This is a genomic window from Rhizobium sp. SL42 (assembly GCF_021729845.1).
Taxonomy (GTDB): domain Bacteria; phylum Pseudomonadota; class Alphaproteobacteria; order Rhizobiales; family Rhizobiaceae; genus Allorhizobium.
The window spans coordinates 2,814,866-2,837,949 of the sequence record NZ_CP063397.1 but is presented as its reverse complement, the minus strand read 5'-3'; the positions used below and the strand labels follow the sequence as shown (position 1 = coordinate 2,837,949).

Genomic DNA, 23,084 nt, shown 5'->3' with positions numbered 1-23,084 from the left:
GCGCGAATAGAGATTGCGAAGGACAACCACATGACCGTCTATTTCATCGGTGCCGGACCCGGCGCGCCAGATCTGATCACCGTGCGGGGCCTGAGGCTCATCGAGCGCTGCCCGGTCTGCCTCTATGCCGGGTCGCTGGTGCCGGAGGAGACGGTCAAATGCGCGCCGGAAGGGGCGATCGTCAAGGATACGGCGCCGATGCATCTCGACGAGATCATTGCCGATATCGAGGCAGCGCATGCGCGTGGCGAGGATGTCGCGCGGGTGCATTCCGGCGATCCATCGATCTATGGCGCGATTGCCGAGCAGATGCGCCGGCTCGACGCACTCGGCATTCCGTATGACGTTGTGCCCGGCGTTCCGGCCTTTGCGGCCACCGCGGCACGGTTGAAAACCGAGCTCACCCTGCCGGAGATCGCCCAGACGATCATCATCACGCGCACCGAGATGAAGGCGTCGTCGATGCCGGAATTCGAAACGCTGGAGATCCTCGGCAAGTCGCGGGCAACGCTCGCCATCCACTTGTCGATCCGCAACCTGCCGCATATCCGGGATACGCTGACGCCTTACTATGGCGAGGATTGCCCGGTGGTGGTGGCTTATCGTTCGACCTGGCCGGACGAAATGTTCATCCGCACGACATTGAAGGACATGGCCGATGAGGTTCGAAAGGCCAAGTTGACCCGTACGGCTCTGATCATGGTCGGCCAGGTCTTCGGACATGTCGAGTTTCGCGACAGCGATCTCTACAATTCCGATTTTACCCACGTGCTGCGCAATGCCGGCAAGAAGAAAAAGAAGGTCGCAAGCTAGCGCCTCCTGACCGAGATTGACCTCTGTCGCCGAGGCTGTACGCTTGCGGCATGTATGTCCTGAAACACGGAATCAAGAAGGATCCCGTCCGGCGGTGGGCGCTGCCGGACCGAGTATTCTTCGGCTACGGCGCTTGTCATATTCTCGCAGGAGTCTATCTCGCGACGCGACCTCTTGGTGGCTTCCACGCCGAGCGCATCATTCCCGACGAGGGCTTTGCCGGTGGCCACATGTTCGTGACGAATGGCTTTGTCGCTTTCGACTATCACGGCTATTGCCTGCGTGACCGATTGCTTGCCCATCATGCGAAGGGATGGTCGCGCCACAGCCCAGGCTGGCGCAGCACGATCGTGCCGGTCGGTTTCGACGCGCTGGACACAGCCGAACTGAATGCCCGCAAGATGCTTGGGCCGGATCAGTATCTGCACGATCCCCGTCCGCGTGCGGCTGCGTTCATCGCGCGTCGCGACCATGCGGCGGCAGTGGCGCGGCTGCAAGGTCTGTCATGTGATGGTCCGTGAAACGAGGAGATGTCCTGATGTCCGATGATACCAATGTTCACGCCGGAAGTTGCCGCTGCGGCCAGGTCCAGCTGAAGGTTCGCGGCAAACCGCTGATCACCATGGCCTGTCATTGCACCGGCTGCCGGAAGATGACGGCAAGCGCCTTTTCGCTGAGCGCGCTCTATCCGCTGGATGCGGTCGAGGTGCATGGGCTTCAGCCAGTCATCGGCGGCATGCACGGTGATCTCCATCACAATTTCTGTCCCCATTGCCTGAGCTGGATCTTCACCCGCGCCAAGATGCTCGGGCCGCTGATCAATGTGCGCGCGACCATGCTCGACAATGCCGCGGAGCTTGCGCCCTTCATCGAGACCTGCACGGACGAAAAGCTGCCTTGGGTCGTCACACCGGCCGTCCACAGTTATGGCAAGTTTCCGCCGCCGAACGACTTTCCGCAACTGATGCAGGCTTTCGCCGAGACTACCGGCTGAGGACTGCGCCGCGCTCTGTCGCCGCTTTCGTTTCCTGCCTTGAACCGTCACCGCTCCTCGGCTAATCCGGTGGTATTGCGGCGGGTGATCTGGCGCATCCCTTCTCTGACACGATGGCGGCACTTTTCATGCACAAGGTCATTTTCGATACGGATCCGGGCGTCGATGACGCAATGGCGCTGCTCTTTCTCCACCACCACCCGGAGATCGACCTGATCGGTATCACCAGCGTTTTCGGCAATGCAACGATCGAGACCACCACGCGCAATGCGCTGTTCCTCAAGCGTGAATGGCAGATCGCGGCTCCGGTCGCCCGGGGGGCTGGCGAAACCTTCATTCCCCATCGCGTGACGCATGCGCCGCCGACCTTCATTCACGGGGATGACGGGCTCGGCAATATCGGCGTGCCCGAGGTGACCGACATTCAGCCGGATCCGCGTCCGGCGCATCGTTTCATCGTCGACTTGGTCCGCGCCCATCCGGGCGAGGTGACGCTGGTCGCCGTCGGCCGCATGACCAACCTCGCCAATGCGCTAAAGGAAGATCCGGAAATTGTCACCCTGGTCAAGGAGGTTGTCATCATGGGCGGCGCCTTCGACACCAACGGCAATGTCACGCCGGCGGCCGAAGCCAATATCCATGGCGACCCGGAAGCCGCCGACATCGTGATGACCGCGACATGGCCGGTGGTCGTGGTTGGCCTCGACGTCACGCTGAAGACGGTAATGACCCGCCAGGCTCTTGCCGATATCCGCGATGCGGCGGGCAAGCGTGCACAATTGCTGTTCGACCTGTCGCAATTCTACATCAAGTTCTACGAGGGCCGCGTTCAGGACGGCATGGTCGTGCATGACAGCTGCGCCTGCGTCTATGTCGTGGCGCCTGAACTGTTCACCACCCGCTCCGGTCCGATCCGCGTCGTTTGCGGTGGCATTGCCGATGGCCAGACGATCCAGAAGCCCGACGGCAAGGGATTTGGCCCATCCGACTGGGATGGCAACCTGCCGAGCCAGAAGATCTGTGTCGATGTCGAAGCTGATGCAGTGTTGAAGCTGATCCACGACACGATCGTGGCGGTCAAGGAAGACTGAAGCTTGACAAACGCCCCGGCCAGTCCGGGGCGTTTCTACTTTTGCCGTCGCGTTTACGCCTGATCCAGGCGCGGCGCACCGACCTTGAACCAGGCCCTGGCGATCTTGCCGGCCTCGATTTCGTAGATGCAGATCACGTCCACTTCGCCTGGACCCTCCGGGAAGGTGCGGGTGACGGTCTCGTGGTCGACCACGACATTGCCGACGACGGATCGGCTCAGCAGCTTGCCGTGCAGGTTCGGCTCCTTGAAGCGCTCGACATGGCGGGCGCGGATCTCCGTTGTCCCTCGGGCGAGAAGCGTGTCGGGAAAGGCGTAGTAGGCACAGTCCTCCCGCCACCACTGCATGAAGCTCTCGATATCGCGGGCATTGTAGGCCTCGAGTTGCATCTGCACCGGATAGGCGATGCTTTCCCCGTCAGTATCCTTCATGAAAACTCCTTGAAGTATTGGCTGTCTCTGCTTTGGTTCATTCTCGTTCCAGCATGATGACCTGCAGGCCAAGTTCGCGGGCGGCGATGATCTTGGCGTAACCGGCCGGCCCGCCGGAATTGCGGGCAACGAGATGGGTGATGCCGTGTGCCGTCATCAGATCCGCCTCGCGGGCCGGGTCGCTTGCCGGTTTGCCGAGGACCAGCGCATGGTCGAAAAAGCCGAGCGGCCTTTCCGGCGGATCGACCATGCGAATGATGAAACGGCAGTCGACACGTGGCAGGAAGGCATCGAGATACTGGCGACCGAGGGCGAGGAAAACCGTGGCTCCGGACGGCAGGAGCCCGGCGGCCTGCTCCAGTGTGGTGACCTGTCGCCAGCGGTCGCCCGGCTGTTTCTGCCAGCGCGGGCGAACCACCTGTTCCAGCACGATGCCGGTTTCGGCAGCCGCGCGGATGGCATTTTCGGAGATCCGGCGGGCAAAGGGATGGGTGGCGTCGATGATCCGGCTAACGGCATTTTCTCGAAGATAAGCCGCCAGTCCCTCGGCGCCGCCAAAGCCGCCGATGCGGATTTCGCCGGCTGGAAGGACCGGATCTGCCGTGCGCCCTGCAAGGCTCGTCGTCACCTCGTGGCCGTCCGCAACCAGCTTGCCTGCCAATTCGCGCGCTTCGGCCGTGCCGCCGAGGATGAGGATCCTTTGGCGGTCTCCGGTGCGCGGTTCTTGAGGCGTGTCAGTGGGCAGTTTACCGGGCATGGGCGAGGATGTTTCCCTTGCGATCGGTGACGATCACGTCGACCTGGATGGGGGCACCCCTGAGGACGCCGCAGGCCGACAAACGCGCCGCCTCGGCGACTGGAGAGGCAATTTTTACTCCATGTTCTTTTGTTATTTCAAGAACTTCAAGTGCTGTGTTCGCAAACCGGATTTTATCTCTTGTCTCTTGATTTAAGTTTTTGATGCAATCCAATGATAAAAAATAATTATTATCGATCTGGCTGCGTGACGAATGGAGGTCCAGCGCGCCCTGGGCGAGCTTTGCCATCTTGGCGAAGCCGCCGGCGATCGTCAGGCGGGGAACGGGGTGCGCGCGCAGATATTTCAGCAGGCCGCCGGCAAAATCACCCATGTCGAGCAAAGCGCCATCGGGCAGATTGTGAAAGGCCTGCGCCGTCTTTTCGGACGTGGAGCCGGTCGCGCCGAGTACGTGGGTCAGCCCCTCGGCGCGGGCGACATCGATGCCGCGATGGATCGAGTGGATCCAGGCGGCGCAGGAAAAGGGATGAACGATCCCGGTCGTGCCGAGAATTGAAATGCCGCCGAGGATGCCGAGGCGCGGGTTCCAGGTCTGCTCTGCGAGCAGATCGCCTCCAGGGACCGAAATGGTAATCTCGATATCAGCCGCGATGCCATGGCTGGCGCAAAGCGCCTCCACTTCCTTCGTCATCATCTGGCGCGGCACCGGATTGATCGCCGCTTCACCGGGGGCGATCGGCAGGCCAGCCTTAGTCACCATTCCCACGCCGTCGCCGGCCACAAAGACGATGCCGCTTCCGGGATTTGTCCGGCGCAGTTTAGCCACTACGGTAGCGCCATGGGTCACATCAGGATCATCGCCTGCATCCTTAATGATGCCTGCAAAGGCACTATCGCCGTTGATGCCTTCGGTTGCGAGGGCAAAGGCCGGTGTCTCGCCGCGCGGAAGGGTGATCGAAACAGGGTCGGGGAATTCTCCTGTCAGCAGTGCCGTCAGTGCCGCCTTGGTTGCGGCCGTCGCACATGCGCCGGTGGTCCAGCCGGTGCGCAGCGCGATATCAGGCCTTTCCACGCGCAGGTCGTCCGCCTCGGTCGGTGCGCTGGATGTGGTTTTGCTCGGCTTGCTCATCGCCCTCTTATAGGCGAGGCACGTGGCGACCGGAAGCGTCCAGTCCATTGCCGCACATTGCATTTTTCGCCTCTCGGACATAGACCATGAGCATGAGTGATATGACGCATCTTTCGCTGCCTTCGAGCCTGCCGGCAATTCAGCCCGGTCACGTCTGGCTGGCCGGTGCGGGGCCGGGGGATCCCGGTCTTTTGACCCTGCTCGCCGCCAAGGCCCTGAGCGAAGCGGATGTGATCGTGCACGATGCTCTGGTCAATGACGACTGCCTGAAGCTCGCCCGAAGCGGTGCTGTGCTTGAATATGCCGGAAAGCGCGGCGGCAAGCCGTCGGCCAAGCAGCGCGATATCTCGCTGCGGTTGGTCGAGCTGGCGAAATCCGGCCTGCGCGTGCTTCGTCTCAAAGGCGGCGATCCCTTCGTCTTCGGGCGTGGCGGCGAGGAGGCCCTCACGCTGATCGAGCATGGTGTGCCGTTCCGTATCGTGCCGGGCATTACCGCCGGCATCGGTGGCCTTGCCTATGCCGGCATCCCGGTGACCCATCGCGAAGTCAATCACGCGGTGACATTCCTGACCGGTCATGATTCGTCCGGCATCGTCCCGGACAGGATCGACTGGGAGGCGATCGGTCGCGGGTCTCCGGTGATCGTCATGTACATGGCGATGAAACATATGGGTCAGATTGCCGCCAATCTGATTGCCGCAGGTCGTTCGATTGACGAACCGGTGGCGTTTGTCTGCGATGCGGCAACGCCAGCGCAGGCCGTGCTTGAAACGACCCTTGGCCGTGCCGAGGCGGATATGCTGGCTGCGGGCATCGCGCCGCCAGCGATCGTCGTTGTCGGCGAAGTGGTGCGGCTGCGGGCCTCCCTGGACTGGCTCGGTGCTCAGAATGGTCGGGCGCTGCTCCCCGATCCATTTGCTGCGCAGGAGAGGAAAGACCGGGCATGAGCGGTCTTATGATCGCAGCGCCGGCATCCGGTTCCGGCAAGACCGTGGTGACACTCGGCCTGATGCGGGCGCTGAAACGTCGCAGCCTCAGGCTTGCTCCGGGCAAGGCCGGTCCCGATTACATCGATCCGGCATTTCATTCCGCGGCCAGCGGCGAGACCTGCTTCAATTTCGATCCCTGGGCCATGCGCCCCGAATTTCTTCTCGCACAGGCCGAAAGCCATGGCAGCGGGCGGCTGCTGCTGATCGAGGCGATGATGGGTCTCTTCGATGGAGCCGCCGACGGCTCCGGATCGGCGGGCGATCTCGCGGCCCTGCTCGGATTGCCGGTCGTGCTGGTAGTGGACTGCGCCAAGACATCGCAGTCTGTCGCGGCACTGGTCCAGGGTTTTGCCGCTTACCGCGCCGATGTCCGGGTGGCTGGTGTCATTCTCAACCGGGTCGGCAGCGATCGTCATGAGGCGATGTTGCGCATGGCGCTCGACGCGATCGGCATGCCGGTGCTTGGCGCGATCCGCAGCGATGCAGGCCTCGCGCTTCCCGAACGCCATCTCGGCCTGGTGCAGGCGAGTGAACATGCCGCACTTGAAACCTTTGTCGGGCATGCGGCCGACGTCATGGAACGCTGCTGCGATCTCGATCTCCTGGTCGCGATCGCCGATCGGGCTTCCGGTCAGTCAGCATCGCCTGCCGTGTCGTCGATCGCACCGATCGGCCAGCATGTCGCGATCGCGCGTGACATGGCCTTTGCCTTTTCCTATGCGCACCTGATCGAAGGCTGGCGCGGGCAGGGTGCCGAGGTCTCCTTCTTTTCGCCGCTGGCCGACGAAGCGCCTGCTGGTGCGGCCGACGCGGTCTATCTTCCAGGTGGCTATCCGGAACTGCATGCCGGCCCGCTTTCTTCCGCCGCCCGTTTCAGCTCCGGCATGCTGAATGCGGCCGCGCGCGGTACACGGATCTATGGCGAATGCGGCGGCTACATGGTTCTCGGTGATGCGCTGATCGATGGCGAAGGTGCTTCACACGCCATGCTCGGGCTCTTGCCCTTGGTGACAAGCTACGCCGTTCGCAAGCGTCATCTCGGTTATCGGCGGGTTACGCCTGTGGATACCGGTTGTTTCGCAGGCGCAATGACGGCGCATGAATTTCACTATTCGACCGTGGTTGCCGAAGGTGACGCCGATCGGCTCTTCACTGCCAGGGATGCGCTGGACAATGATCTTGGTGCCGTTGGTCTCAGGCGCGGCAAGGTGTGCGGCTCCTATATGCATCTGGTGGATATCACGGAGACCGGCACATGAGCGGCCCGATCCAGCATGGCGGCGGGCTGGCCGCCGCGGCTGCCATCTACGGCGGACAGCCGGAGGATTGGCTCGATCTGTCAACCGGTATCAATCCGTGCCCGCCGCCTTTGCCCGCGACCCCCGATCGGGCATGGCACCGGCTGCCCGATCGCGAGCTGGAGCTTGCCGCCCGCGCGGCGGCACGCGTCTTCTACAGATCGGGCGAACGGTTGCCCTTAGCTGTGCCCGGCACCCAGTCCGCTATCCAGCTTCTGCCACGGCTTGTTGAACCTTCGCGACGTGTGGCGATCTTTTCTCCGACCTATGGCGAATATCGCCGTGCCTTCGAGCTTGCCGGCTTTGTCGTCGATGCCGTCACGTCGCCAGAAGAGATCGATGCGCGTCATGGCATGGTTGTCGTCGTCAATCCCAACAATCCTGACGGCCGGGTATTTGCGCCTGATCAGTTTTCGCCGTTGATCGAGCGCCTTCGGGGAGCCGGTGCGTTGCTGGTGGTAGACGAGGCCTTTGGCGAGAGCTGCCCAGAGACGAGCATGGCGGGCACTGCCGAGAAGCATGTGATCGTCTTCCGCTCGTTCGGCAAATTTTTCGGCATGGCGGGTATCCGCCTCGGATTTGTCATCGCCGATGAAGCCATTACCGCTCAAATGGCCGAATGGCTCGGTCCTTGGGCCGTTGCGGGACCTGCACTGAGCATTGCCACCGAGCTCTTTTCGACGGACCGGCAGGTGATCATGGATGGCATTGCCGAGCGTCGCGCCGGCCTCGACCGTGTATTGGCCGCGCATGAATTGAAAAGCCGGGGCACAGTCGGATTGTTTGCGCTGGTGGAAGATGACCGTGCGCCGGATTTGCACACGCATCTCTGCCGGCACCACATCCTGACCCGCAAATTCGACTATGCGCCGACCTGGCTCAGATTCGGCCTTGCGCCCGACAGGGCTGGCGATCAGCGGCTGTGCGATGCGCTGGATCTCTGGCGGGTGAACCGCAGATGATGCACCTGCTGACGCTTTGCCTGGCGATCGTGTTGGACCGGTTGATTGGCGATCCGCCGAAACTATGGTCGCGCGTGCCGCATCCCGTGGTGCTTTTTGGTGCCGCGATCAGTTTTCTCGAAAAGCACCTGAACAATGCGCGCTTCACGCCGGAAGGCCGGCGGTTGAACGGCGTGTTGTCGATTCTGGGGCTGCTTTTGCTTGCTGTCCTGGTGGGTGCTGTCCTCTCGGCGTTTTTTGACGCTTTCGGTGTCGTCGGAATGGCTTTCGAAGCCGTCGTTGCCGCCGTGTTTATCGCCCAGAAAAGCCTTGGCGATCATGTTCAGGCTGTCGCGCGTGGCTTGAAACTGGACGGGATCGACGGCGGGCGGCAAGCGGTGTCGATGATAGTCGGTCGCGATCCGAAGACGCTTGACGGACCAGCTGTCTGCCGGGCCGCGATTGAAAGCCTGTCTGAAAACTTCGCCGATGGCGTCGTGGCGCCGGTGTTCTGGTATGCGATAGCGGGACTTCCCGGACTTCTGGCCTACAAGATGCTGAATACCGCCGATTCGATGATCGGTCACAAGAATGAGCGCTATATCGACTTCGGCTGGGCTTCAGCGCGACTGGATGATCTGGCGAACTGGCCGGCTGCGCGGATCTCGGCAGTGCTGATTGCGCTTGCGGCCTGGTTGCGGCTGGGCTGGGCTGCCGGCCGGCTGTCGCTATCGGCGGCGCTGCGCGATCATGGCCTGCATCGTTCACCGAATTCTGGTTGGCCGGAGGCGGCGATGGCAGGTGCGCTCGACCTGCAACTGGCGGGTCCGCGCATCTATGGTGGCGTGCGTGTCAGTGAACCGATGATGCATGCCGCCGGTCGCGGTGATGCGGACTATCGGGACATCACGCGCGGCGTGAAGGTTTTCTACGCAGCCTGCGACATTCTTCTGGCTGCTTCACTCTTCGTCCTTCTATTGGCTACAGTTTGAAACACTCTCCGGAAGTTCGGGTCATTCAGGCGTTTTAAACAGTGTAAGCTTGGCAATCGTATCTTCATGTCTTCCGCCTAGGCTGTTCCTGTTCAAGGCAGATCATCGGAGGGGGGATGTCATGCGTGGGTTTATGCTTGCAGCCATGCTTGGTGCGATGTTGTCGGCGCCGCTTTCGGCCGAGGCCAGTTCTGTTGTGGCACGCGTCAGCATCTCGAAGCAGACGATGACGGTGACGGAAAATGGCGTTGTGAAATATCGTTGGAAGGTTTCGACCGCTCGGTCAGGTTATGTCACGCCCACCGGCAGCTACAGTGCCAAATGGGCGTCGAAGAACCATCGCTCGCGCAAATATGACAATGCGCCGATGCCTTATGCGATTTTCTACAATGGTGGTTATGCCGTGCATGCGACCTTCGATCTGAAGCGTCTCGGCCGTCCGGCCTCGCATGGATGCGTTCGGCTTCATCCCGACAATGCGGCGGTGTTCTTTTCCCTGGCGCAAACAAAGGGCCTGCGCAATACTCGGATCGTGATCGCGCGGTAGGTCCGGCCGTCGCCTCAATCGATGCCGGCCGCGTCGCGCAGACGCTCCGTATTCGGCACGATGACATGTCGGTTGTTTTCGATGACGATGATGCCATCCTTGCGCAGCTTGGTCATCTGGCGGCTGACGGTCTCGATGGTGAGGCCAAGGAAATCGGCGATATCGGCGCGCGACAGCGGCAGATCGAAGGTGGAGGCGGCCTGCGTCTCCGGATCGATATGGATGGCGATCAGGTAAAGGAAACTTGCGACCTTCTCCTGGGCCGTCTTGCGGCCGAGCGTCAGCATCCAGTCACGTGCCTCGTCAAGTTCCTTCAGCGCCTGGGTGTGAAGCATGCGCTCCATGTCCGGGACATCTCCGACCATGCGGTCGATGATATGGCGGGGGAAGGTGCAGATTTCCGTGTCGGTTGCAGCTTCCGCTGTGATCGAACTCTCCCCCTGGAACGGCCTGCCGATAAAATCTGGGGCAAATTGTAGTCCGACGATCTGCTGGCGTCCGTCCGCCATCATCTTCGACAGCTTGATGACGCCTTTCAGGACATTGCCGTAACTGCTGACCGGCTCGCCCTGGCCGATGATCTCATTGCCTGCTTCGACACGCCTGCGGATGGAGTGTCGGTTGAGTTCGACCATCTGGGCGGCGGTCAAAACCGAACAGAGGCCGCCATGGCGGGCCTCGCAGCTACGGCAGACGGCCGGAGTTTCACAGTCGGGCCGTGGTTTTTGGAAGGTGTCCATCATCATGCCGCCCTGTAAATATCCTTGGTCATACGTCCGACGCCGCTCGCGTTACGGTGCCAGGCCGAAAAACTTCAATCCAACTCTAGGCGGAATATTCGGCCGGGGACTTGATCGAAGTCAAAGGAAGCGCGGTTTGCCATGGTTATCCTTGGCTAAAATCAAGTCGCTGCGGAGTCCCAACTCGCCATGAACAACACTCTTCTTTCCCGCTATTCCGGCGCCGTCCCACGCTATACGAGCTATCCGACGGCGCCACATTTTCATGAGGGGATCGACTGTGGCATTTATGCGCAGTGGCTTGGTTCGCTGTCCGGCAAGGAAGATCTGTCTCTCTATATCCACATTCCCTATTGCGACCGGCTCTGCTGGTTCTGTGCCTGTCACACGAAGCACACGCTGAAGTACGAGCCGATCGCCATCTATCTCGAATCGCTCAAGAAAGAGATCGAGAAAGTTGGTTCTCTGGTGTCGGGAGATGCAAAGGTGTCGGCGGTGCATTTCGGCGGCGGGTCGCCGACCATGGTGCGGCCCGAAGACCTGATCGCGCTGATGGCCTGTCTCAGGGCGGCCTTCAGTTTCGGTGAGAACGTCGAAATCAGCGTCGAGATGGATCCGAACGACCTCGACGACAGCCGCTACGATGCGTTGGCAGAGATCGGCATGACGCGGGCAAGTCTCGGCGTTCAGGATTTCGATCCGCGCGTGCAAAAGACGATCAACCGGCTGCAGTCCTTCGAGCAGACGAAGTCGGTTGTCGACGCGGTTCGGGTACGGGGCGTGCATTCGGTCAATTGCGACATTCTCTACGGCCTGCCGCACCAGAACCTGGAAACGCTTGGTCGCACAGTCGATGACATCTTGTCGCTGGCACCGGATCGCATCGCACTGTTCGGGTATGCCCATGTGCCATGGATGAAGAAACACCAGGCGATGATTCCCGAAGCCGCGCTTCCGCGGCTCGAGGAACGGTTCGCCCAGATGAGTATGGCTTCTGACAAGCTGTTGGCCGCCGGCTATGAGGCAATCGGCATCGACCACTTCGCGCTTCCCGGCGACAGCCTGGCGATTGCCGCGCGGGAAGGGCGGTTGCATCGGAATTTTCAGGGCTATACCGATGATGCTGCCAAGGCGCTGATCGGGCTTGGTGCTTCGTCGATCGGGCAATTGCCGCAGGGCTATGTGCAGAACATGCCGGCGACCGGCGAATATCAGCGCATGGCCGACAATGACGGGCTTGCTGTCGTGCGCGGCATCGCGTTGTCCATCGAAGATCGATTGCGCGCCCGGGTGATCGAAGAAATCATGTGCAGTTTTACCGTGTCGTTTTCCGGACTGAGGACACATTTCGGCCTTCTGGCCGAGACGGTGATCGCCGAGGCACGGCAGTTTGCGGGGAGCAATCGCGACGGGATTTGTGAGATAATCGATGACGAATTCCGGCTCACTGAAGCCGGCCGGCCCTTTGCCCGCACGGTTGCCGCGGCGTTCGACAGCTACCTTTCCAACGGCAAGGGACGTCATTCGATTGCTGTTTAGGCAACACTTCGACGCCAATTTTCATCCAGTCTTAAAACGGCCATTGGCTTTTAAGAGTGTTTTCCCTATGTGGAACACAGAATTTAAGACATATGAGGTATTGGCGTGACCGCTACATTCGACAAAGTTGCCGACATCATTGCTGAAACCAGCGAAATCGATCGCGAGACGATTACGCAGGAAAGCCACACGATCGACGATCTCGGCATCGACAGCCTGGACTTCCTCGACATCGTCTTTGCGATCGACAAGGAATTCGGCATCAAGATCCCGCTCGAGCAGTGGACCCAGGAAGTCAACGAGGGCAAGGTCTCGACCGAGGAATACTTCGTTCTGAAGAATCTCTGCGCCAAGATCGACGAACTCAAGGCTGCCAAGGGCTGATCCGCTTCAACCGGCGGAGATCGTCATGCTGCTTGAATATTTTCAGATGATTGACAAGGTCGAGAGCGTGGATCTCGGCCTTGGCCGTTTGAAGGCCCGCTCGGTCGTGCCGATGGAAAGCCCCGTCTTCGAGGGCCATTTCCCCGGCATGCCACTGGTGCCCGGTGTTCTTCTGATCGAAACCATGGCCCAGGCGTCCGGCCTGCTGCTGCTGGCGGTCAAGGATTTCGAGGCGATGCCGTTCCTGATGGCCGTCGATGGCGCCAAGATGCGAACCTTCGTCGAACCGGGCGCCGTGCTCGACATCGAGGCCGACCTGGAACATGACGGTTCCGGTTTTGCCGTGACCAAGGCGCGCATCACGTCAGCCGGCAAGAAGGTCTGCGATACGCAGCTGAAACTCAGAACCATGCCGTTCAGCGAAATTCCGCTGGCGCCGATCGTGCGCAAGAGGGCCGAGGATATCGGCCTGATCGACGCGATTGCCGCAGCCCGCTGAGGGCTGCTTCCCGCCTTCGAGCGCAATCGTCTATTGACCTTGAGGCGTGGATCGGGAAAACCCGCTTTGGACGCTGGCCGTGGGGCCGGCGAAAGGATTGCATATGGTCAAGAATCCGAATGATGTGGTGATCACCGGCATTGGCATCGTCACATGCCACGGTACCGGCAAGGAGCCTCATATCGCGCTTTTATCGTCGCCGAAGGCACCGGATCCGGTGCTGGAGACGGAAAAATTCAAGCCTTATGTCGTGCATCCGCTGCCCGAGATCGACTGGTCTGCCCAGATCGGTCGCAAGGATCAGCGGCAGATGGAAAACTGGCAGCGCCTCGGCGTGTTTGCAGCAGGTCTGGCGCTTGACGATGCCGGCATGAAGGATGACGTCGAGGCCTGCGGCTCGATGGATCTGATCGTGGCTGCCGGGGGCGGGGAGCGTGATATTGCCGTCGACAGCCTGATCGTCGACGAAGCCTTGAAGCGCAACGACCGCGAAAAGCTGTTGATTGAAAAGCTGACGACGGAACTGCGTCCGACCTTGTTTCTGGCGCAGCTGTCGAACCTGCTCGCCGGCAATATCTCCATCGTGCACAAGGTGACCGGCTCGTCGCGCACCTTCATGGGTGAGGAATCGGCCGGAATCTCTGCAATCGAGACAGCCTATGCCCGGATCAAGGCCGGACAGTCGACCCATACGCTGGTCGGCGGTGCCTTCATATCGGAGCGTCCGGACATCCTGCTTCTGGTCGAGGGCATCCGTGCCCACCAGACCGGCCCATGGCAACCGCTCTGGGCACGTGACGGAACAGAAGGCGGCGGCATGATCCTTGGCACGGTCGGCGCCTTCCTGGTGCTCGAATCGCGCGAACATGCCGAAGCCCGCGGCGCCCATATCTATTGCGTCCTCGATGCGGTCGAGGGCGACCGCGGCAATCGTGACGACGGCAGGTTCGAGGCAAGGCTCGCCCGGATCGCGCCCGAGGCCGATGCGCTCGATGCTGCTCAAACGATCGTCTTTTCCGGAGCGTCCGGCATGGCCGAACTTGCGCAACGTGAAAAGTCCGCGCTGGAAGCGCGCTTCGGCGCGGCACCTGTGCGTGGTTATGCGGGCTCGATCGGACATTCGCTGGAAGCGCAGTTTCCGGTCGGACTTGCTCTGGCGGCGCTGTCCATCGACAGCGGGGCGGTCGTGCCGGTGTTTGACGCCGAGCATGAGACGGAGCAGGCTCAGCCTGCAAAGCATGCTGTCGTGACGACGGTCGGCTATGTGCGCGGCGAAGGCCTTGCCGTTCTTTCGGCGAATGCTTGAGGAGACTGGATCCATGTCTGACAACCGCTTCACCGACCATCTGGGACGCCCGATCATCGCCGTTACCGGTATGGGCGTCATCACCTCGCTTGGCCAGGGTCTTGCCGACAACTGGTCGGCGCTGACGTCCGGCACGTCGGGTATCCACAAGATCAAGCGCTTCGACACCGAAGGCATGTCGACCCGTATCGCCGGCACCGTCGATTTCCTCGAGGTCCCGGCCCCCAATTCCGTCGAGCGGTCATATGCGATGGCCCGCGAAACCACGATCGAAGCCCTGGCCCAGGCCGGGATCGACGGCGATTTCAACGGCCCGCTGTTTCTCGCAGCGCCGCCGGTCGAGCCGGAATGGCATGACCGTTTCGCGCTTGCCGATCGTGCACCGCCTGCGTCGGAACCGGGTGACGCCTATGTGCGGTTCCTGGCCGCCATGCGCGCAAAGCCGGATCCGGTCTTCCTGGAGGCGGTGCAGTTCGGTGCGATTTCCGAGCGTCTAGCCGACCGTTTCGGCACACGCGGACTGCCGGTGACGCTGTCGACGGCGTGTGCATCGGGCGCGACTGCTATCCAGCTTGGCGTCGAGGCGATCAGACAGGGGCGGACAACCCGCGCACTCACTGTTGCGACCGATGGGTCCATCAGCCCGGAATCGGTTGTGCGGTTCGCGCTTCTGTCGGCGCTGTCGACCCAGAATGATCCGCCGGAAAAGGCGTCGAAGCCGTTCAGCAAGGAACGCGACGGCTTCGTTATCGCCGAGGGCGCCGCAACTCTGGTGCTGGAATCGCTGGAATCGGCGATCGCCCGCGGCGCGAAGGTGCTCGGCATCATGAAGGGTTGCGGCGAAAAGGCCGACCATTTCCATCGCACCCGGTCGTCGCCCGACGGCGGCCCGGCGATCGCCACTATGAAGGCGGCACTTGCGGATGCGGGCCTGTCCGAAGGGCAGGTCGGCTATATCAATGCGCATGGCACGTCGACGCCGGAAAACGACAAGATGGAATATGGCGCAATGCTGTCCGTCTTTGGCGACCGCCTCAAGGACGGTATTCCTTGCTCGTCGAACAAGTCGATGATCGGCCATACGCTGACGGCGGCGGGTGCGGTCGAAGCGGTGTTTTCGATCCAGACCATGCTGACGGGAACATTGCCGCCGACGATCAACTACACCAATCCCGATCCGGCCATCGTGCTGGACGTGGTGCCGAATGTGAAGCGCGATGCCGATGTTTCGGCCGTTGCGTCGAACTCCTTCGGGTTCGGTGGCCAGAACGCAAGCCTTGTCATGACGCGGGAACCGGTCTAATCCGCCTCGCAACCTTGATTGACCTGAACTAACGCCCGCTGGGCGGGGAAAAATCCTATGCGCGCATTGCAACTCGTCGAAGACCGCAAGCTTGAAATCGTCGACCTGCCGGAGCCCGATGCTCCTGGCCCAGGTGAGGTCACGCTTCGCGTCAAGGCCGTGGCCCTCAATCATATCGATGTCTGGGGCTGGCGCGGCATGGCATTTGCCAAGCGCAAGATGCCGCTGGTGATCGGTGCGGAAGCGTCGGGCGTCGTCGAGGCGATCGGTCCGGGCGTCGGCAACATCCTGCCGGGCCAGCTCGCCGCGATTTACGGTGCGCGCACCTGCGGTCTGTGCAAGCCCTGTCGCGAAGGTCGCGACAATCTCTGCGAAAACGTCTCCGGCGTGCACGGTTTCCATCTCGACGGCTTTGCCCAGGAAAAGATCAATCTGCCGGCGCGTCTGCTGGTTCCGGCCCCTCCGGGCGTCGATGCGATCGGCGCGGCCCTGGCTCCTGTTACCTTCGGGACGGTCGAACACATGCTGTTCGACAATGCCAAGCTTGAGCCGGGCGAAACGATCCTCATTCATGCCGGTGGATCAGGCATCGGAACGGCAGCGATCCAGCTGGCCAAGAAGATCGGTTGCACGGTTATCACCACCGTCGGGTCGGATGACAAGATCGAACCGGCGAAGGCGCTGGGTGCCGATCACGTCATCAACTATCGCACCGAGCGCTTCGAAGGGGTGGTCCGCAAGATCACCAAGAAGAAGGGTGTCGACGTGGTATTCGAACATGTCGGCAAGGACACGTTTGCTGCCTCGATGTTCTGCCTGAAGCGCGGCGGCCGTCTGGTCACCTGCGGCTCGACGTCCGGTGTGTCCACCGATGTCAACCTGATGATGCTGTTCCAGCAGCAGTTGAAACTGCTCGGCTCGTTCGGCTGCCGGATGGAAAACATGGCCGACGCCATGCAGAAGATGGCGCGTGGTCTCGTGCGTCCGGTGATCGATACCGAAGTCACCTTCGACGATATCGACAAGGCGCTCGCCCGCATGGAAGGCCGACAGGTGTTCGGCAAGATCCTCCTGAAGATGGATTGATCCATTGCGGATGATCATCACCCGCATCGTTCTCGGTCTGCGTAAGCTGTCCCAGTGGCTGGTTGCGCAGGCAGCGTTCGGCTTTCTCAGCCTGCTCAAGGTGCTGCCGGCCGATTCGGCGATCAATTTTGCCGACCGGTTGATGCGTTGGATCGGGCCGAAGACGCGCCGACACAGGCTGATGATGGTCAATCTCGGCAATGCGTTTCCGGAAAAGACGCAGAGTGAACGCGAGGCGATCGCCCTTGCGAGCTGGGGCCATATGGGCCGGTTGGCGGCCGAATACGTCTTTCTCGACCAGTTGTTTGACTACGATCCGGAAAAGCCGGGCGAGGGGCGAATTGAAGTGTCGGGTGTGCCGATCTTCATGGAATTGCGCAACCAGCCGCGGCCGTTCATCGTCTTTACCGCCCATACGGCGAATTTCGAGCTGTTGCCGGTCGCAGGGGCTGCATTCGGGCTCATGGTGACGGTGCTTTTCCGTCCGCCCAACAATCCCTATATCGCCGAAAAAGTGTTCGAGTTCCGCCGCAAGCGCATGGGCAAGCTGGTTCCCTCGCATGCGGGGTCGTCCTTTGCGCTGGCGCGCCAGTTGGAGCAGGGCGGCGGGGTCGGCGTGCTCGTCGACCAGAAATTCCAGCGCGGCGTGCACACGCAGTTCTTCAATAATCCCGTGCAGACCAATCCGTTGCTCGCCAAGCTTGCGCGGCAGTTCGGCTGCGATATCTATCCGGCGCGCTGCATCCGTCTGCCTGGCAATCGCTTCCGGCTCGAGATCGAACCGAAGATCGATCTGCCGCGCAATGATCGCGGCCAGTTGGACGTTGCTGCAACCGCGCAGATGCTGAACGACAAGGTTGAAAGCTGGGTGAGAGAGTATCCGGAGCAATGGCTCTGGTACCACGATCGTTGGAATATCAAGCACACGATCTGAGGTGTTTCAGGCCGACGGGACGTATGTTCGACGGCCGTCAGATACCGTAACATTTTTTGGGCTAGAGCGCGAAGCCTACGCCCAGAGATTGAAGATGATGCAACCTCATGTTATCGCTCAAGTTGGAGTGAATGTGATGTGGTGGCTTGCCCATGTCACACGAGTGAATGAGGTGACGGCATGTCTTCAGATCCATCGCGCGACGGCAATCTTCTTCCGCTGTTCGAAGCTGTTTCATTGAAGAACGTGCAGTTGCAGCAGGCCATTCGCAGCGGCAATGACCGGCTGGTGGCGACGCTCGATCGCGAGCTTGATCCTCTCATCTGCGAAATGGTGGCATATCGCGCCAGCGAGCCCGACGAAATCTACCTTCAGCTGCACCTGCTGACCAAGCTCCTGCGCGAAGACGCCGACGATCGGTCCTGCGTCCTGCGCCATACCGCGCTGATGAGCATCCTGATCGAGCGCTATTTCGGACCACGTGGCCTGGCGAAGCCAACCGGTGATGCTGTTGTGTCGATGCTCGATTCCAAGCCGCATCCCGCCTTTGGCGATGACGACATGCTGAATGAGGTGATCCTCAACAGTCTTCCCGACAGGGTCGCTGTGGTGACACGGGACTATCGCTATCTGTTCGCCAATCCGGCGATGGCCGATATGCTGCGCACCCGCCCGATCGATATGATCGGTCGCAGTGTTTTTGAACTCGGTCTGCAACCGGATGCGTTTGTCGCCATGCGCGACGCGCTGGATCACGCATTCCGCGGTGAAAGCGGTGATTTCGCGAGCCGCTTCAACGGCGGCAATCATCTGGTATCGGCGTTCCACGGCCGGTTCACGCCGTTGCGCAACAGCCATGGTGTGATCAATGGTGCCGTGCTGACCTTCAGCAGCGGCAATGTCGGTGTCAGCACACTGGCTGCCTGAACGGTTTGGGGCGGCCGGCGCCGTTCACCTCGGCCTTTGGTTGACCTTCAATTTACATCGAAGCCGCGCGCCTTGTCGCTCACGCCCGCCAGCAGGTGCTCGCGCTCAAAAGCGATATGGCGCCGGATGCCTTCGAAGAAGCCGCGCAGCATATAGCCGACCGCCTCCATGTTGACCGCATCGCCCGACCCCAGCTTGAGAAGCGCGTCGGTCAGCTCCTCGGCAAAACACTCGTCTTCGAAATGTTCGAATTTCAGTCGCTCGAGTGTCTGTGCGAGATGCGCGGGCGCGCCCTGGCTTGACTGCAACTGCGGGAAGAGCACCGTTTCCTCATAGTGATGCCCGCCCTTGATCAGTGGCCCCAGCGCCTTTGCCGCATAGATACACTTCTGCCGGTTGATGTTCGACGGCAGCGAATCGGCAATCTCCTCAAGCTCCTTGCACAGCGCCAGTTGTTCGCCGTGCGAGCGCCGCAGCCAGGACAGGCTGCTTTCGCCCCCGTCTGAAAGTTGTGGCGTGCCGGTGCGGAGTTCGTCCGTGCGGGATGTCTGCGTGGTCGTTTTTGCTTGCATCTCGGTCATCTCCAACGCGCCGTCCGCGGCGGGCCCGTCCCGCGCCTGCCGCCCTCCGGTGCTCCCTGATCGGGTGGCGAAGAAGCGGCTTCCTCCGGTGTGTTGGCAAGGTTGGCCAATCCCCGCGAGATTGCCTTGACTTGGATCAAGGTGGTTTCGCCGCGTCAATGCGATGTCTGCAGATGATGCGGGAGGATTCTCCGTCTGGCGATAGGCCCGCAATTGGATCAGCAAGCCGTTGGGGGATTCCAACAATGAATTATACGATAGAAACCATGGGGATGGCGTTGCTCGCCTTCGCCGCGCTGCTCGGGGTGGCTTTTGCCCATGACAGCCTGTTTGCGGCCCATATGTGGGTTGCTTTCTTCGTGCTGGCGGGCGGCACGATCATCATGTTGCGACGGATGAAGTTTGCGCCGACTAATGGCGTGGTCACGGCACCTTCCGCGCCGAAGTCCGAATATTTCGATGAAGTCGTGCGCTACGGCGTCATCGCCACCGTATTCTGGGGTGTGGTCGGCTTCCTCGTCGGCGTCGTCGCGGCGCTGCAACTGGCCTATCCTGACCTCAATATCGAACCCTGGTTCAATTTCGGCCGGGTGCGCCCGCTGCACACGTCCGCCGTCATCTTCGCCTTCGGCGGCAATGCGCTGATCGCCACCTCCTTCCATGTGGTGCAACGCACGTCGCGGGCACGCCTGTTCGGCGGCAATCTCGGCTGGTTCGTGTTCTGGGGCTATCAGTTCTTCATCGTCATGGCCGCAACCGGCTATCTGCTGGGTATTACCCAGGGGCGTGAATATGCCGAGCCGGAATGGTATGTCGATCTCTGGCTCACCGTTGTCTGGGTTGCCTATCTGATCACATTCCTGGGCACGCTCCTGACCCGCAAGGAGAGCCACATCTATGTGGCCAACTGGTTCTACCTGGCCTTCATCGTGACGATCGCGATGCTGCATATCGTCAACAACCTCGCGATGCCGGTCTCGTTCCTCGGCGTGAAAAGCTATTCGGCCTTCTCCGGCGTACAGGATGCTCTGACCCAGTGGTGGTACGGCCATAACGCGGTCGGTTTCTTCCTGACGGCCGGCTTCCTCGGCATGATGTATTATTTCGTGCCGAAGCAGGCCAACCGTCCGGTCTATTCCTATCGCCTGTCGATCATCCACTTCTGGGCGCTGATCTTCATGTATATCTGGGCCGGCCCGCACCACCTGCACTATACGGCTTTGCCCGACTGGGCGCAGACGCTCGGCATGGTGTTCTCGATCATGCTGTGGATGCCGTCCTGGGGCGGCATGATCAACGGCCTGATGACGCTGTCTGGCGCCTGGGACAAGATCCGTACCGACCCGATCATCCGCATGATGGTGATTGCCATCGCCTTCTACGGCATGTCGACCTTCGAAGGCCCGATGATGTCGATCAAGGCGGTCAACTCGCTCAGCCACTATACCGAATGGACCATCGGTCACGTTCACTCCGGCGCACTCGGCTGGGTCGGCATGATCACCTTCGGGGCGATCTACTACCTCACGCCGAAGCTTTGGAACCGCAACCGTCTGTACTCGATGCGCCTGGTCAATTGGCACTTCTGGCTCGCCACGCTCGGCATCGTCGTCTACGCCGCTGTTCTGTGGGTTGCCGGTATCCAGCAGGGGTTGATGTGGCGCGAATACGACGCGCAGGGCTTCCTGGTCTATTCCTTCGCCGAATCGGTCGCGGCCATGCACCCCTATTTCGTGCTGCGTGCCATCGGCGGTGCCATGTACCTGCTCGGCTCCCTGATCATGGCCTACAACGTCCTGATGACCATCCTCGGCTACGAGCGGCAGGAAGCGCCGATCTCAGGATCCGTCGCCCCCGCTGCTGTGCAGCCGGCTGAATAAGAAGGAAGGCTCATATGTCTATTCTTGATAAACACGTCATCTTCGAGAAGAACGGGAGCCTTCTTCTCCTCGGCTCGCTGCTGGTGGTCACCATCGGCGGCATCGTGGAGATCGCACCTCTGTTCTACCTCGAAAACACGATCGAAAAGGTCGAGGGCATGCGGCCCTACACGCCGCTCGAACTGGCCGGTCGCAACATCTACATCCGCGAGGGCTGCTATGTCTGTCACAGCCAGATGATCCGTCCGTTCAAGGACGAGGTCGAACGCTACGGGCATTATTCGCTGGCGGCTGAATCGATGTACGACCATCCGTTCCAGTGGGGTTCCAAGCGCACCGGTCCCGATCTCGCCCGGGTTGGGGACCGCTATTCCAACGAATGGCATGTCCAGCACCTGAAAGAACCGCGCGACGTCGTGCCGGAATCGGTGATGCCGAGCTACTCCTACCTGCAGACAACAGTGCTCAAGGTGCCGGATGTCGGCATGGAACTGGTTGCCAATCGTCGGGTAGGCGTTCCCTATTCCGATGAGATGGTCGAACAGGCGTCCGCAGATCTTGCCGCACAGGCGGATCCGAACGCGGATACCGAGGCGCTTCTGGCCCGCTATCCGAAAGCAAAGGTCGGCGATTTCGATGGCGATCCCGCCCGGCTGACGGAGATGGACGCGCTTGTCGCCTATCTGCAGATGCTCGGCACGCTGGTCGACTTCTCGACCTATGACGATGCAACTGGTTATCGCTGAGGAGGGCATCATGGAAACCTACACCGCTCTGCGCCACTTCGCCGACAGCTGGGGTCTGCTCGCCATGGCTCTGTACTTCGTTGGCGTCGTTGTCTTCACGCTGCGTCCGGGTGCCAAGCGGCTGGCCGATGAAGCAGCCAGCATCCCTCTCAAGGAGGATTGAAAAATGGCAGAAAAACACATTGACGAAATCAGTGGCGTCGAAACCACTGGCCATGAATGGGACGGCATCCGGGAACTCAATAATCCGATGCCCCGCTGGTGGGTCTATACGTTCTACGCGACCATCATATGGGCCATCGGCTACATGGTTGCCTATCCGGCAATCCCAATGCTTACCAGTGCTACCAAGGGGCTGCTCGGGTATTCGAGCCGTGCGGAGGTTGCGGCCGAGCTAACCAGTGCAAAGGCTGCCCAGTCTGTCTATCTCGACAAGATCGCAGCCTTGCCGCTGAACGAGATCGTCGCTGATCCGGGCCTTGCGCAGTTTGCGGTTGCCGGTGGTGCGGCGGCGTTCAAGGTCAACTGCGCCCCGTGCCACGGATCCGGTGCTGCCGGCGGTGCCGGCTATCCGAACCTGAACGATGACGACTGGCTTTGGGGTGGCGATCTTGAATCGCTCCACACCACCATTGCCCACGGCATTCGTTACGACGGCGATGCCGATACCCGTGTCTCGGAAATGCCGGCCTTTGTCGAGATCATCGAGCCGGAACAGGTCAAGCAGGTTGCTGCCTATGTGGTCAGCCTCACCGGCACGCCGTCCAATGCGGCATTGGTCGAGCCCGGTCGTCAGGTCTTTGCCGACAATTGCGCAGCCTGCCACGGCGAGGATGCCAAGGGTCTGCGGGATTTCGGTGCTCCGAACCTTGCAGATGCCATCTGGCTGAAGGCGGGAACGGAAGCGGGGATCATTGCCCAGATCAATGCCCCCAAGCATGGCGTCATGCCAGGCTGGGGAACGCGCCTTGGTGACGCAACCGTCAAGCAGCTGACCGTCTATGTTCATTCGCTCGGTGGTGGCGAATAACGCAAGTTCCCGATTTCATCGGTTTGTCCCAGCCCTGGCCGCATCTCCGGATGCGGCCTTTTTTGTCTGCCGCTTGCCCGAGAGACCAGGCTCCATGCGTTGCGACGCTTCGCCGCTGCTTGACTTAAGTCAAGGCGGCTTGGGCCT

General features: G+C 60.9%; 26 protein-coding genes. 21 read left to right on the top strand and 5 right to left on the bottom strand.

Features of this window, described 5'->3' with window-relative positions:
* Positions 1 to 30 precede the first annotated feature (30 nt).
* From cobM to IM739_RS13430, 4 genes are all read left to right on the top strand, one after another.
* Complete coding sequence (gene cobM, locus IM739_RS13445) at positions 31 to 813, top strand: precorrin-4 C(11)-methyltransferase (RefSeq protein ID WP_237368224.1); 783 nt, start codon at positions 31 to 33, stop codon at positions 811 to 813.
* A 50-nt stretch (positions 814 to 863) separates the two neighbouring features.
* Positions 864 to 1,334 carry a hypothetical protein gene (locus IM739_RS13440; protein ID WP_237368223.1) on the top strand — a complete coding sequence of 157 codons (471 nt, stop codon included), beginning with the start codon at positions 864 to 866 and terminating at the stop codon, positions 1,332 to 1,334.
* Between the two features lie 17 nt (positions 1,335 to 1,351).
* Positions 1,352 to 1,807, top strand: a complete 456-nt coding sequence (locus IM739_RS13435) for a GFA family protein (RefSeq protein WP_237368222.1) — start codon at positions 1,352 to 1,354, stop codon at positions 1,805 to 1,807.
* Positions 1,808 to 1,935: 128 nt separating this feature from the next.
* Positions 1,936 to 2,898, top strand: a complete 963-nt coding sequence (locus IM739_RS13430) for a nucleoside hydrolase (protein WP_237368221.1) — start codon at positions 1,936 to 1,938, stop codon at positions 2,896 to 2,898.
* Between the two features lie 53 nt (positions 2,899 to 2,951).
* Here IM739_RS13430 and IM739_RS13425 read toward each other — a convergent pair whose 3' ends face one another.
* From IM739_RS13425 to IM739_RS13415, 3 genes are read right to left on the bottom strand one after another with little or no spacing between them, the layout of a single operon-like run.
* On the bottom strand, positions 2,952 to 3,329 hold the full coding sequence (locus IM739_RS13425) for a nuclear transport factor 2 family protein (RefSeq protein WP_237368220.1): 378 nt from the start codon (positions 3,327 to 3,329) through the stop codon (positions 2,952 to 2,954).
* A 37-nt stretch (positions 3,330 to 3,366) separates the two neighbouring features.
* Positions 3,367 to 4,086, bottom strand: coding sequence for a cobalt-precorrin-6A reductase (locus IM739_RS13420; protein ID WP_237368219.1), 720 nt, complete (start codon positions 4,084 to 4,086; stop codon positions 3,367 to 3,369).
* Positions 4,076 to 5,215: a cobalt-precorrin-5B (C(1))-methyltransferase gene (locus tag IM739_RS13415; protein WP_237371070.1), complete on the bottom strand. Its 1,140-nt coding sequence runs from the start codon at positions 5,213 to 5,215 to the stop codon at positions 4,076 to 4,078. Before IM739_RS13415 ends, IM739_RS13420 begins: the two co-directional genes overlap by 11 nt.
* Positions 5,216 to 5,301: 86 nt before the next feature.
* Between IM739_RS13415 and cobA the strand changes: the two genes are divergently transcribed.
* The 5 genes from cobA to IM739_RS13390 all read left to right on the top strand — a co-directional run bounded on the left by cobA (position 5,302) and on the right by IM739_RS13390 (position 9,982).
* Positions 5,302 to 6,162 carry a uroporphyrinogen-III C-methyltransferase gene (cobA, locus tag IM739_RS13410; RefSeq protein WP_442981044.1) on the top strand — a complete coding sequence of 287 codons (861 nt, stop codon included), beginning with the start codon at positions 5,302 to 5,304 and terminating at the stop codon, positions 6,160 to 6,162.
* Positions 6,159 to 7,463: a cobyrinate a,c-diamide synthase gene (locus IM739_RS13405; protein WP_237368218.1), complete on the top strand. Its 1,305-nt coding sequence runs from the start codon at positions 6,159 to 6,161 to the stop codon at positions 7,461 to 7,463. The genes cobA and IM739_RS13405 overlap by 4 nt, the downstream gene beginning before the upstream one ends.
* The gene (gene cobD, locus IM739_RS13400) at positions 7,460 to 8,464 is read left to right on the top strand and encodes a threonine-phosphate decarboxylase CobD (RefSeq protein ID WP_237368217.1); all 1,005 of its coding nucleotides are present in this window, start codon (positions 7,460 to 7,462) and stop codon (positions 8,462 to 8,464) included. Before IM739_RS13405 ends, cobD begins: the two co-directional genes overlap by 4 nt.
* Positions 8,461 to 9,435: an adenosylcobinamide-phosphate synthase CbiB gene (cbiB, locus tag IM739_RS13395; protein WP_237368216.1), complete on the top strand. Its 975-nt coding sequence runs from the start codon at positions 8,461 to 8,463 to the stop codon at positions 9,433 to 9,435. The genes cobD and cbiB overlap by 4 nt, the downstream gene beginning before the upstream one ends.
* A gap of 145 nt (positions 9,436 to 9,580) precedes the next feature.
* Entirely contained in the window at positions 9,581 to 9,982 is a 402-nt protein-coding gene (locus IM739_RS13390; protein WP_442981133.1) for a L,D-transpeptidase, read from the top strand.
* A 14-nt stretch (positions 9,983 to 9,996) separates the two neighbouring features.
* Here IM739_RS13390 and IM739_RS13385 read toward each other — a convergent pair whose 3' ends face one another.
* Positions 9,997 to 10,722: a Crp/Fnr family transcriptional regulator gene (locus IM739_RS13385; RefSeq protein ID WP_237371068.1), complete on the bottom strand. Its 726-nt coding sequence runs from the start codon at positions 10,720 to 10,722 to the stop codon at positions 9,997 to 9,999.
* A gap of 189 nt (positions 10,723 to 10,911) precedes the next feature.
* On the opposite strand from IM739_RS13385, the gene hemN reads away from it, so the two are divergent.
* From hemN to IM739_RS13345, 8 genes are all read left to right on the top strand, one after another.
* On the top strand, positions 10,912 to 12,261 hold the full coding sequence (gene hemN, locus IM739_RS13380; RefSeq protein WP_237368214.1) for an oxygen-independent coproporphyrinogen III oxidase: 1,350 nt from the start codon (positions 10,912 to 10,914) through the stop codon (positions 12,259 to 12,261).
* Between the two features lie 105 nt (positions 12,262 to 12,366).
* Positions 12,367 to 12,645: an acyl carrier protein gene (locus tag IM739_RS13375; protein WP_007601806.1), complete on the top strand. Its 279-nt coding sequence runs from the start codon at positions 12,367 to 12,369 to the stop codon at positions 12,643 to 12,645.
* 25 nt (positions 12,646 to 12,670) lie between these two features.
* A complete protein-coding gene (locus IM739_RS13370; protein WP_237368213.1) occupies positions 12,671 to 13,144 on the top strand; it encodes a 3-hydroxyacyl-ACP dehydratase FabZ family protein in 474 nt (157 codons plus the stop codon).
* 103 nt (positions 13,145 to 13,247) lie between these two features.
* Positions 13,248 to 14,450, top strand: a complete 1,203-nt coding sequence (locus tag IM739_RS13365) for a beta-ketoacyl-ACP synthase (protein WP_237368212.1) — start codon at positions 13,248 to 13,250, stop codon at positions 14,448 to 14,450.
* A gap of 13 nt (positions 14,451 to 14,463) precedes the next feature.
* Positions 14,464 to 15,753, top strand: a complete 1,290-nt coding sequence (locus IM739_RS13360) for a beta-ketoacyl-ACP synthase (RefSeq protein WP_237368211.1) — start codon at positions 14,464 to 14,466, stop codon at positions 15,751 to 15,753.
* 57 nt (positions 15,754 to 15,810) lie between these two features.
* Complete coding sequence (locus IM739_RS13355; protein ID WP_237368210.1) at positions 15,811 to 16,839, top strand: zinc-binding dehydrogenase; 1,029 nt, start codon at positions 15,811 to 15,813, stop codon at positions 16,837 to 16,839.
* 4 nt (positions 16,840 to 16,843) lie between these two features.
* Positions 16,844 to 17,773: a lipid A biosynthesis lauroyl acyltransferase gene (locus IM739_RS13350; RefSeq protein ID WP_237368209.1), complete on the top strand. Its 930-nt coding sequence runs from the start codon at positions 16,844 to 16,846 to the stop codon at positions 17,771 to 17,773.
* A 180-nt stretch (positions 17,774 to 17,953) separates the two neighbouring features.
* Positions 17,954 to 18,700 carry a PAS domain-containing protein gene (locus tag IM739_RS13345; protein WP_237368208.1) on the top strand — a complete coding sequence of 249 codons (747 nt, stop codon included), beginning with the start codon at positions 17,954 to 17,956 and terminating at the stop codon, positions 18,698 to 18,700.
* A 47-nt stretch (positions 18,701 to 18,747) separates the two neighbouring features.
* On the opposite strand, the gene IM739_RS13340 is transcribed toward IM739_RS13345, so the two are convergent.
* Positions 18,748 to 19,506: a hemerythrin domain-containing protein gene (locus IM739_RS13340; protein ID WP_237368207.1), complete on the bottom strand. Its 759-nt coding sequence runs from the start codon at positions 19,504 to 19,506 to the stop codon at positions 18,748 to 18,750.
* 20 nt (positions 19,507 to 19,526) lie between these two features.
* Between IM739_RS13340 and ccoN the strand changes: the two genes are divergently transcribed.
* From ccoN to ccoP, 4 genes are read left to right on the top strand one after another with little or no spacing between them, the layout of a single operon-like run.
* Positions 19,527 to 21,161 (top strand): cytochrome-c oxidase, cbb3-type subunit I, encoded by a 1,635-nt coding sequence (gene ccoN, locus IM739_RS13335; RefSeq protein ID WP_237368206.1) that lies wholly within the window; start codon positions 19,527 to 19,529, stop codon positions 21,159 to 21,161.
* Positions 21,162 to 21,175: 14 nt separating this feature from the next.
* On the top strand, positions 21,176 to 21,907 hold the full coding sequence (ccoO, locus tag IM739_RS13330) for a cytochrome-c oxidase, cbb3-type subunit II (protein ID WP_237368205.1): 732 nt from the start codon (positions 21,176 to 21,178) through the stop codon (positions 21,905 to 21,907).
* A 10-nt stretch (positions 21,908 to 21,917) separates the two neighbouring features.
* A complete protein-coding gene (locus tag IM739_RS13325) occupies positions 21,918 to 22,070 on the top strand; it encodes a cbb3-type cytochrome c oxidase subunit 3 (RefSeq protein WP_237368204.1) in 153 nt (50 codons plus the stop codon).
* A 3-nt stretch (positions 22,071 to 22,073) separates the two neighbouring features.
* The gene (gene ccoP, locus IM739_RS13320) at positions 22,074 to 22,937 is read left to right on the top strand and encodes a cytochrome-c oxidase, cbb3-type subunit III (protein WP_237368203.1); all 864 of its coding nucleotides are present in this window, start codon (positions 22,074 to 22,076) and stop codon (positions 22,935 to 22,937) included.
* Positions 22,938 to 23,084 lie beyond the last annotated feature (147 nt).

Excerpts from the sequence above, each read along its gene's own strand:
- ccoO (WP_237368205.1), top strand. The coding sequence starts at position 21,176 with ATGTCTATTCTTGATAAACACGTCATCTTCGAGAAGAACGGGAGCCTT.
- cbiB (WP_237368216.1), top strand. The coding sequence starts at position 8,461 with ATGATGCACCTGCTGACGCTTTGCCTGGCGATCGTGTTGGACCGGTTG.
- IM739_RS13325 (WP_237368204.1), top strand. The coding sequence starts at position 21,918 with ATGGAAACCTACACCGCTCTGCGCCACTTCGCCGACAGCTGGGGTCTG.
- IM739_RS13430 (WP_237368221.1), top strand. The coding sequence starts at position 1,936 with ATGCACAAGGTCATTTTCGATACGGATCCGGGCGTCGATGACGCAATG.
- cobD (WP_237368217.1), top strand. The coding sequence starts at position 7,460 with ATGAGCGGCCCGATCCAGCATGGCGGCGGGCTGGCCGCCGCGGCTGCC.
- IM739_RS13370 (WP_237368213.1), top strand. The coding sequence starts at position 12,671 with ATGCTGCTTGAATATTTTCAGATGATTGACAAGGTCGAGAGCGTGGAT.
- IM739_RS13355 (WP_237368210.1), top strand. The coding sequence starts at position 15,811 with ATGCGCGCATTGCAACTCGTCGAAGACCGCAAGCTTGAAATCGTCGAC.
- hemN (WP_237368214.1), top strand. The coding sequence starts at position 10,912 with ATGAACAACACTCTTCTTTCCCGCTATTCCGGCGCCGTCCCACGCTAT.
- IM739_RS13405 (WP_237368218.1), top strand. The coding sequence starts at position 6,159 with ATGAGCGGTCTTATGATCGCAGCGCCGGCATCCGGTTCCGGCAAGACC.
- ccoP (WP_237368203.1), top strand. The coding sequence starts at position 22,074 with ATGGCAGAAAAACACATTGACGAAATCAGTGGCGTCGAAACCACTGGC.
- ccoN (WP_237368206.1), top strand. The coding sequence starts at position 19,527 with ATGAATTATACGATAGAAACCATGGGGATGGCGTTGCTCGCCTTCGCC.
- IM739_RS13415 (WP_237371070.1), bottom strand. The coding sequence starts at position 5,215 with ATGAGCAAGCCGAGCAAAACCACATCCAGCGCACCGACCGAGGCGGAC.
- IM739_RS13420 (WP_237368219.1), bottom strand. The coding sequence starts at position 4,086 with ATGCCCGGTAAACTGCCCACTGACACGCCTCAAGAACCGCGCACCGGA.
- IM739_RS13360 (WP_237368211.1), top strand. The coding sequence starts at position 14,464 with ATGTCTGACAACCGCTTCACCGACCATCTGGGACGCCCGATCATCGCC.
- cobM (WP_237368224.1), top strand. The coding sequence starts at position 31 with ATGACCGTCTATTTCATCGGTGCCGGACCCGGCGCGCCAGATCTGATC.
- IM739_RS13390 (WP_442981133.1), top strand. The coding sequence starts at position 9,581 with ATGCTTGGTGCGATGTTGTCGGCGCCGCTTTCGGCCGAGGCCAGTTCT.
- IM739_RS13365 (WP_237368212.1), top strand. The coding sequence starts at position 13,248 with ATGGTCAAGAATCCGAATGATGTGGTGATCACCGGCATTGGCATCGTC.
- IM739_RS13435 (WP_237368222.1), top strand. The coding sequence starts at position 1,352 with ATGTCCGATGATACCAATGTTCACGCCGGAAGTTGCCGCTGCGGCCAG.
- IM739_RS13345 (WP_237368208.1), top strand. The coding sequence starts at position 17,954 with ATGTCTTCAGATCCATCGCGCGACGGCAATCTTCTTCCGCTGTTCGAA.
- cobA (WP_442981044.1), top strand. The coding sequence starts at position 5,302 with ATGAGCATGAGTGATATGACGCATCTTTCGCTGCCTTCGAGCCTGCCG.
- IM739_RS13385 (WP_237371068.1), bottom strand. The coding sequence starts at position 10,722 with ATGGACACCTTCCAAAAACCACGGCCCGACTGTGAAACTCCGGCCGTC.
- IM739_RS13425 (WP_237368220.1), bottom strand. The coding sequence starts at position 3,329 with ATGAAGGATACTGACGGGGAAAGCATCGCCTATCCGGTGCAGATGCAA.
- IM739_RS13440 (WP_237368223.1), top strand. The coding sequence starts at position 864 with ATGTATGTCCTGAAACACGGAATCAAGAAGGATCCCGTCCGGCGGTGG.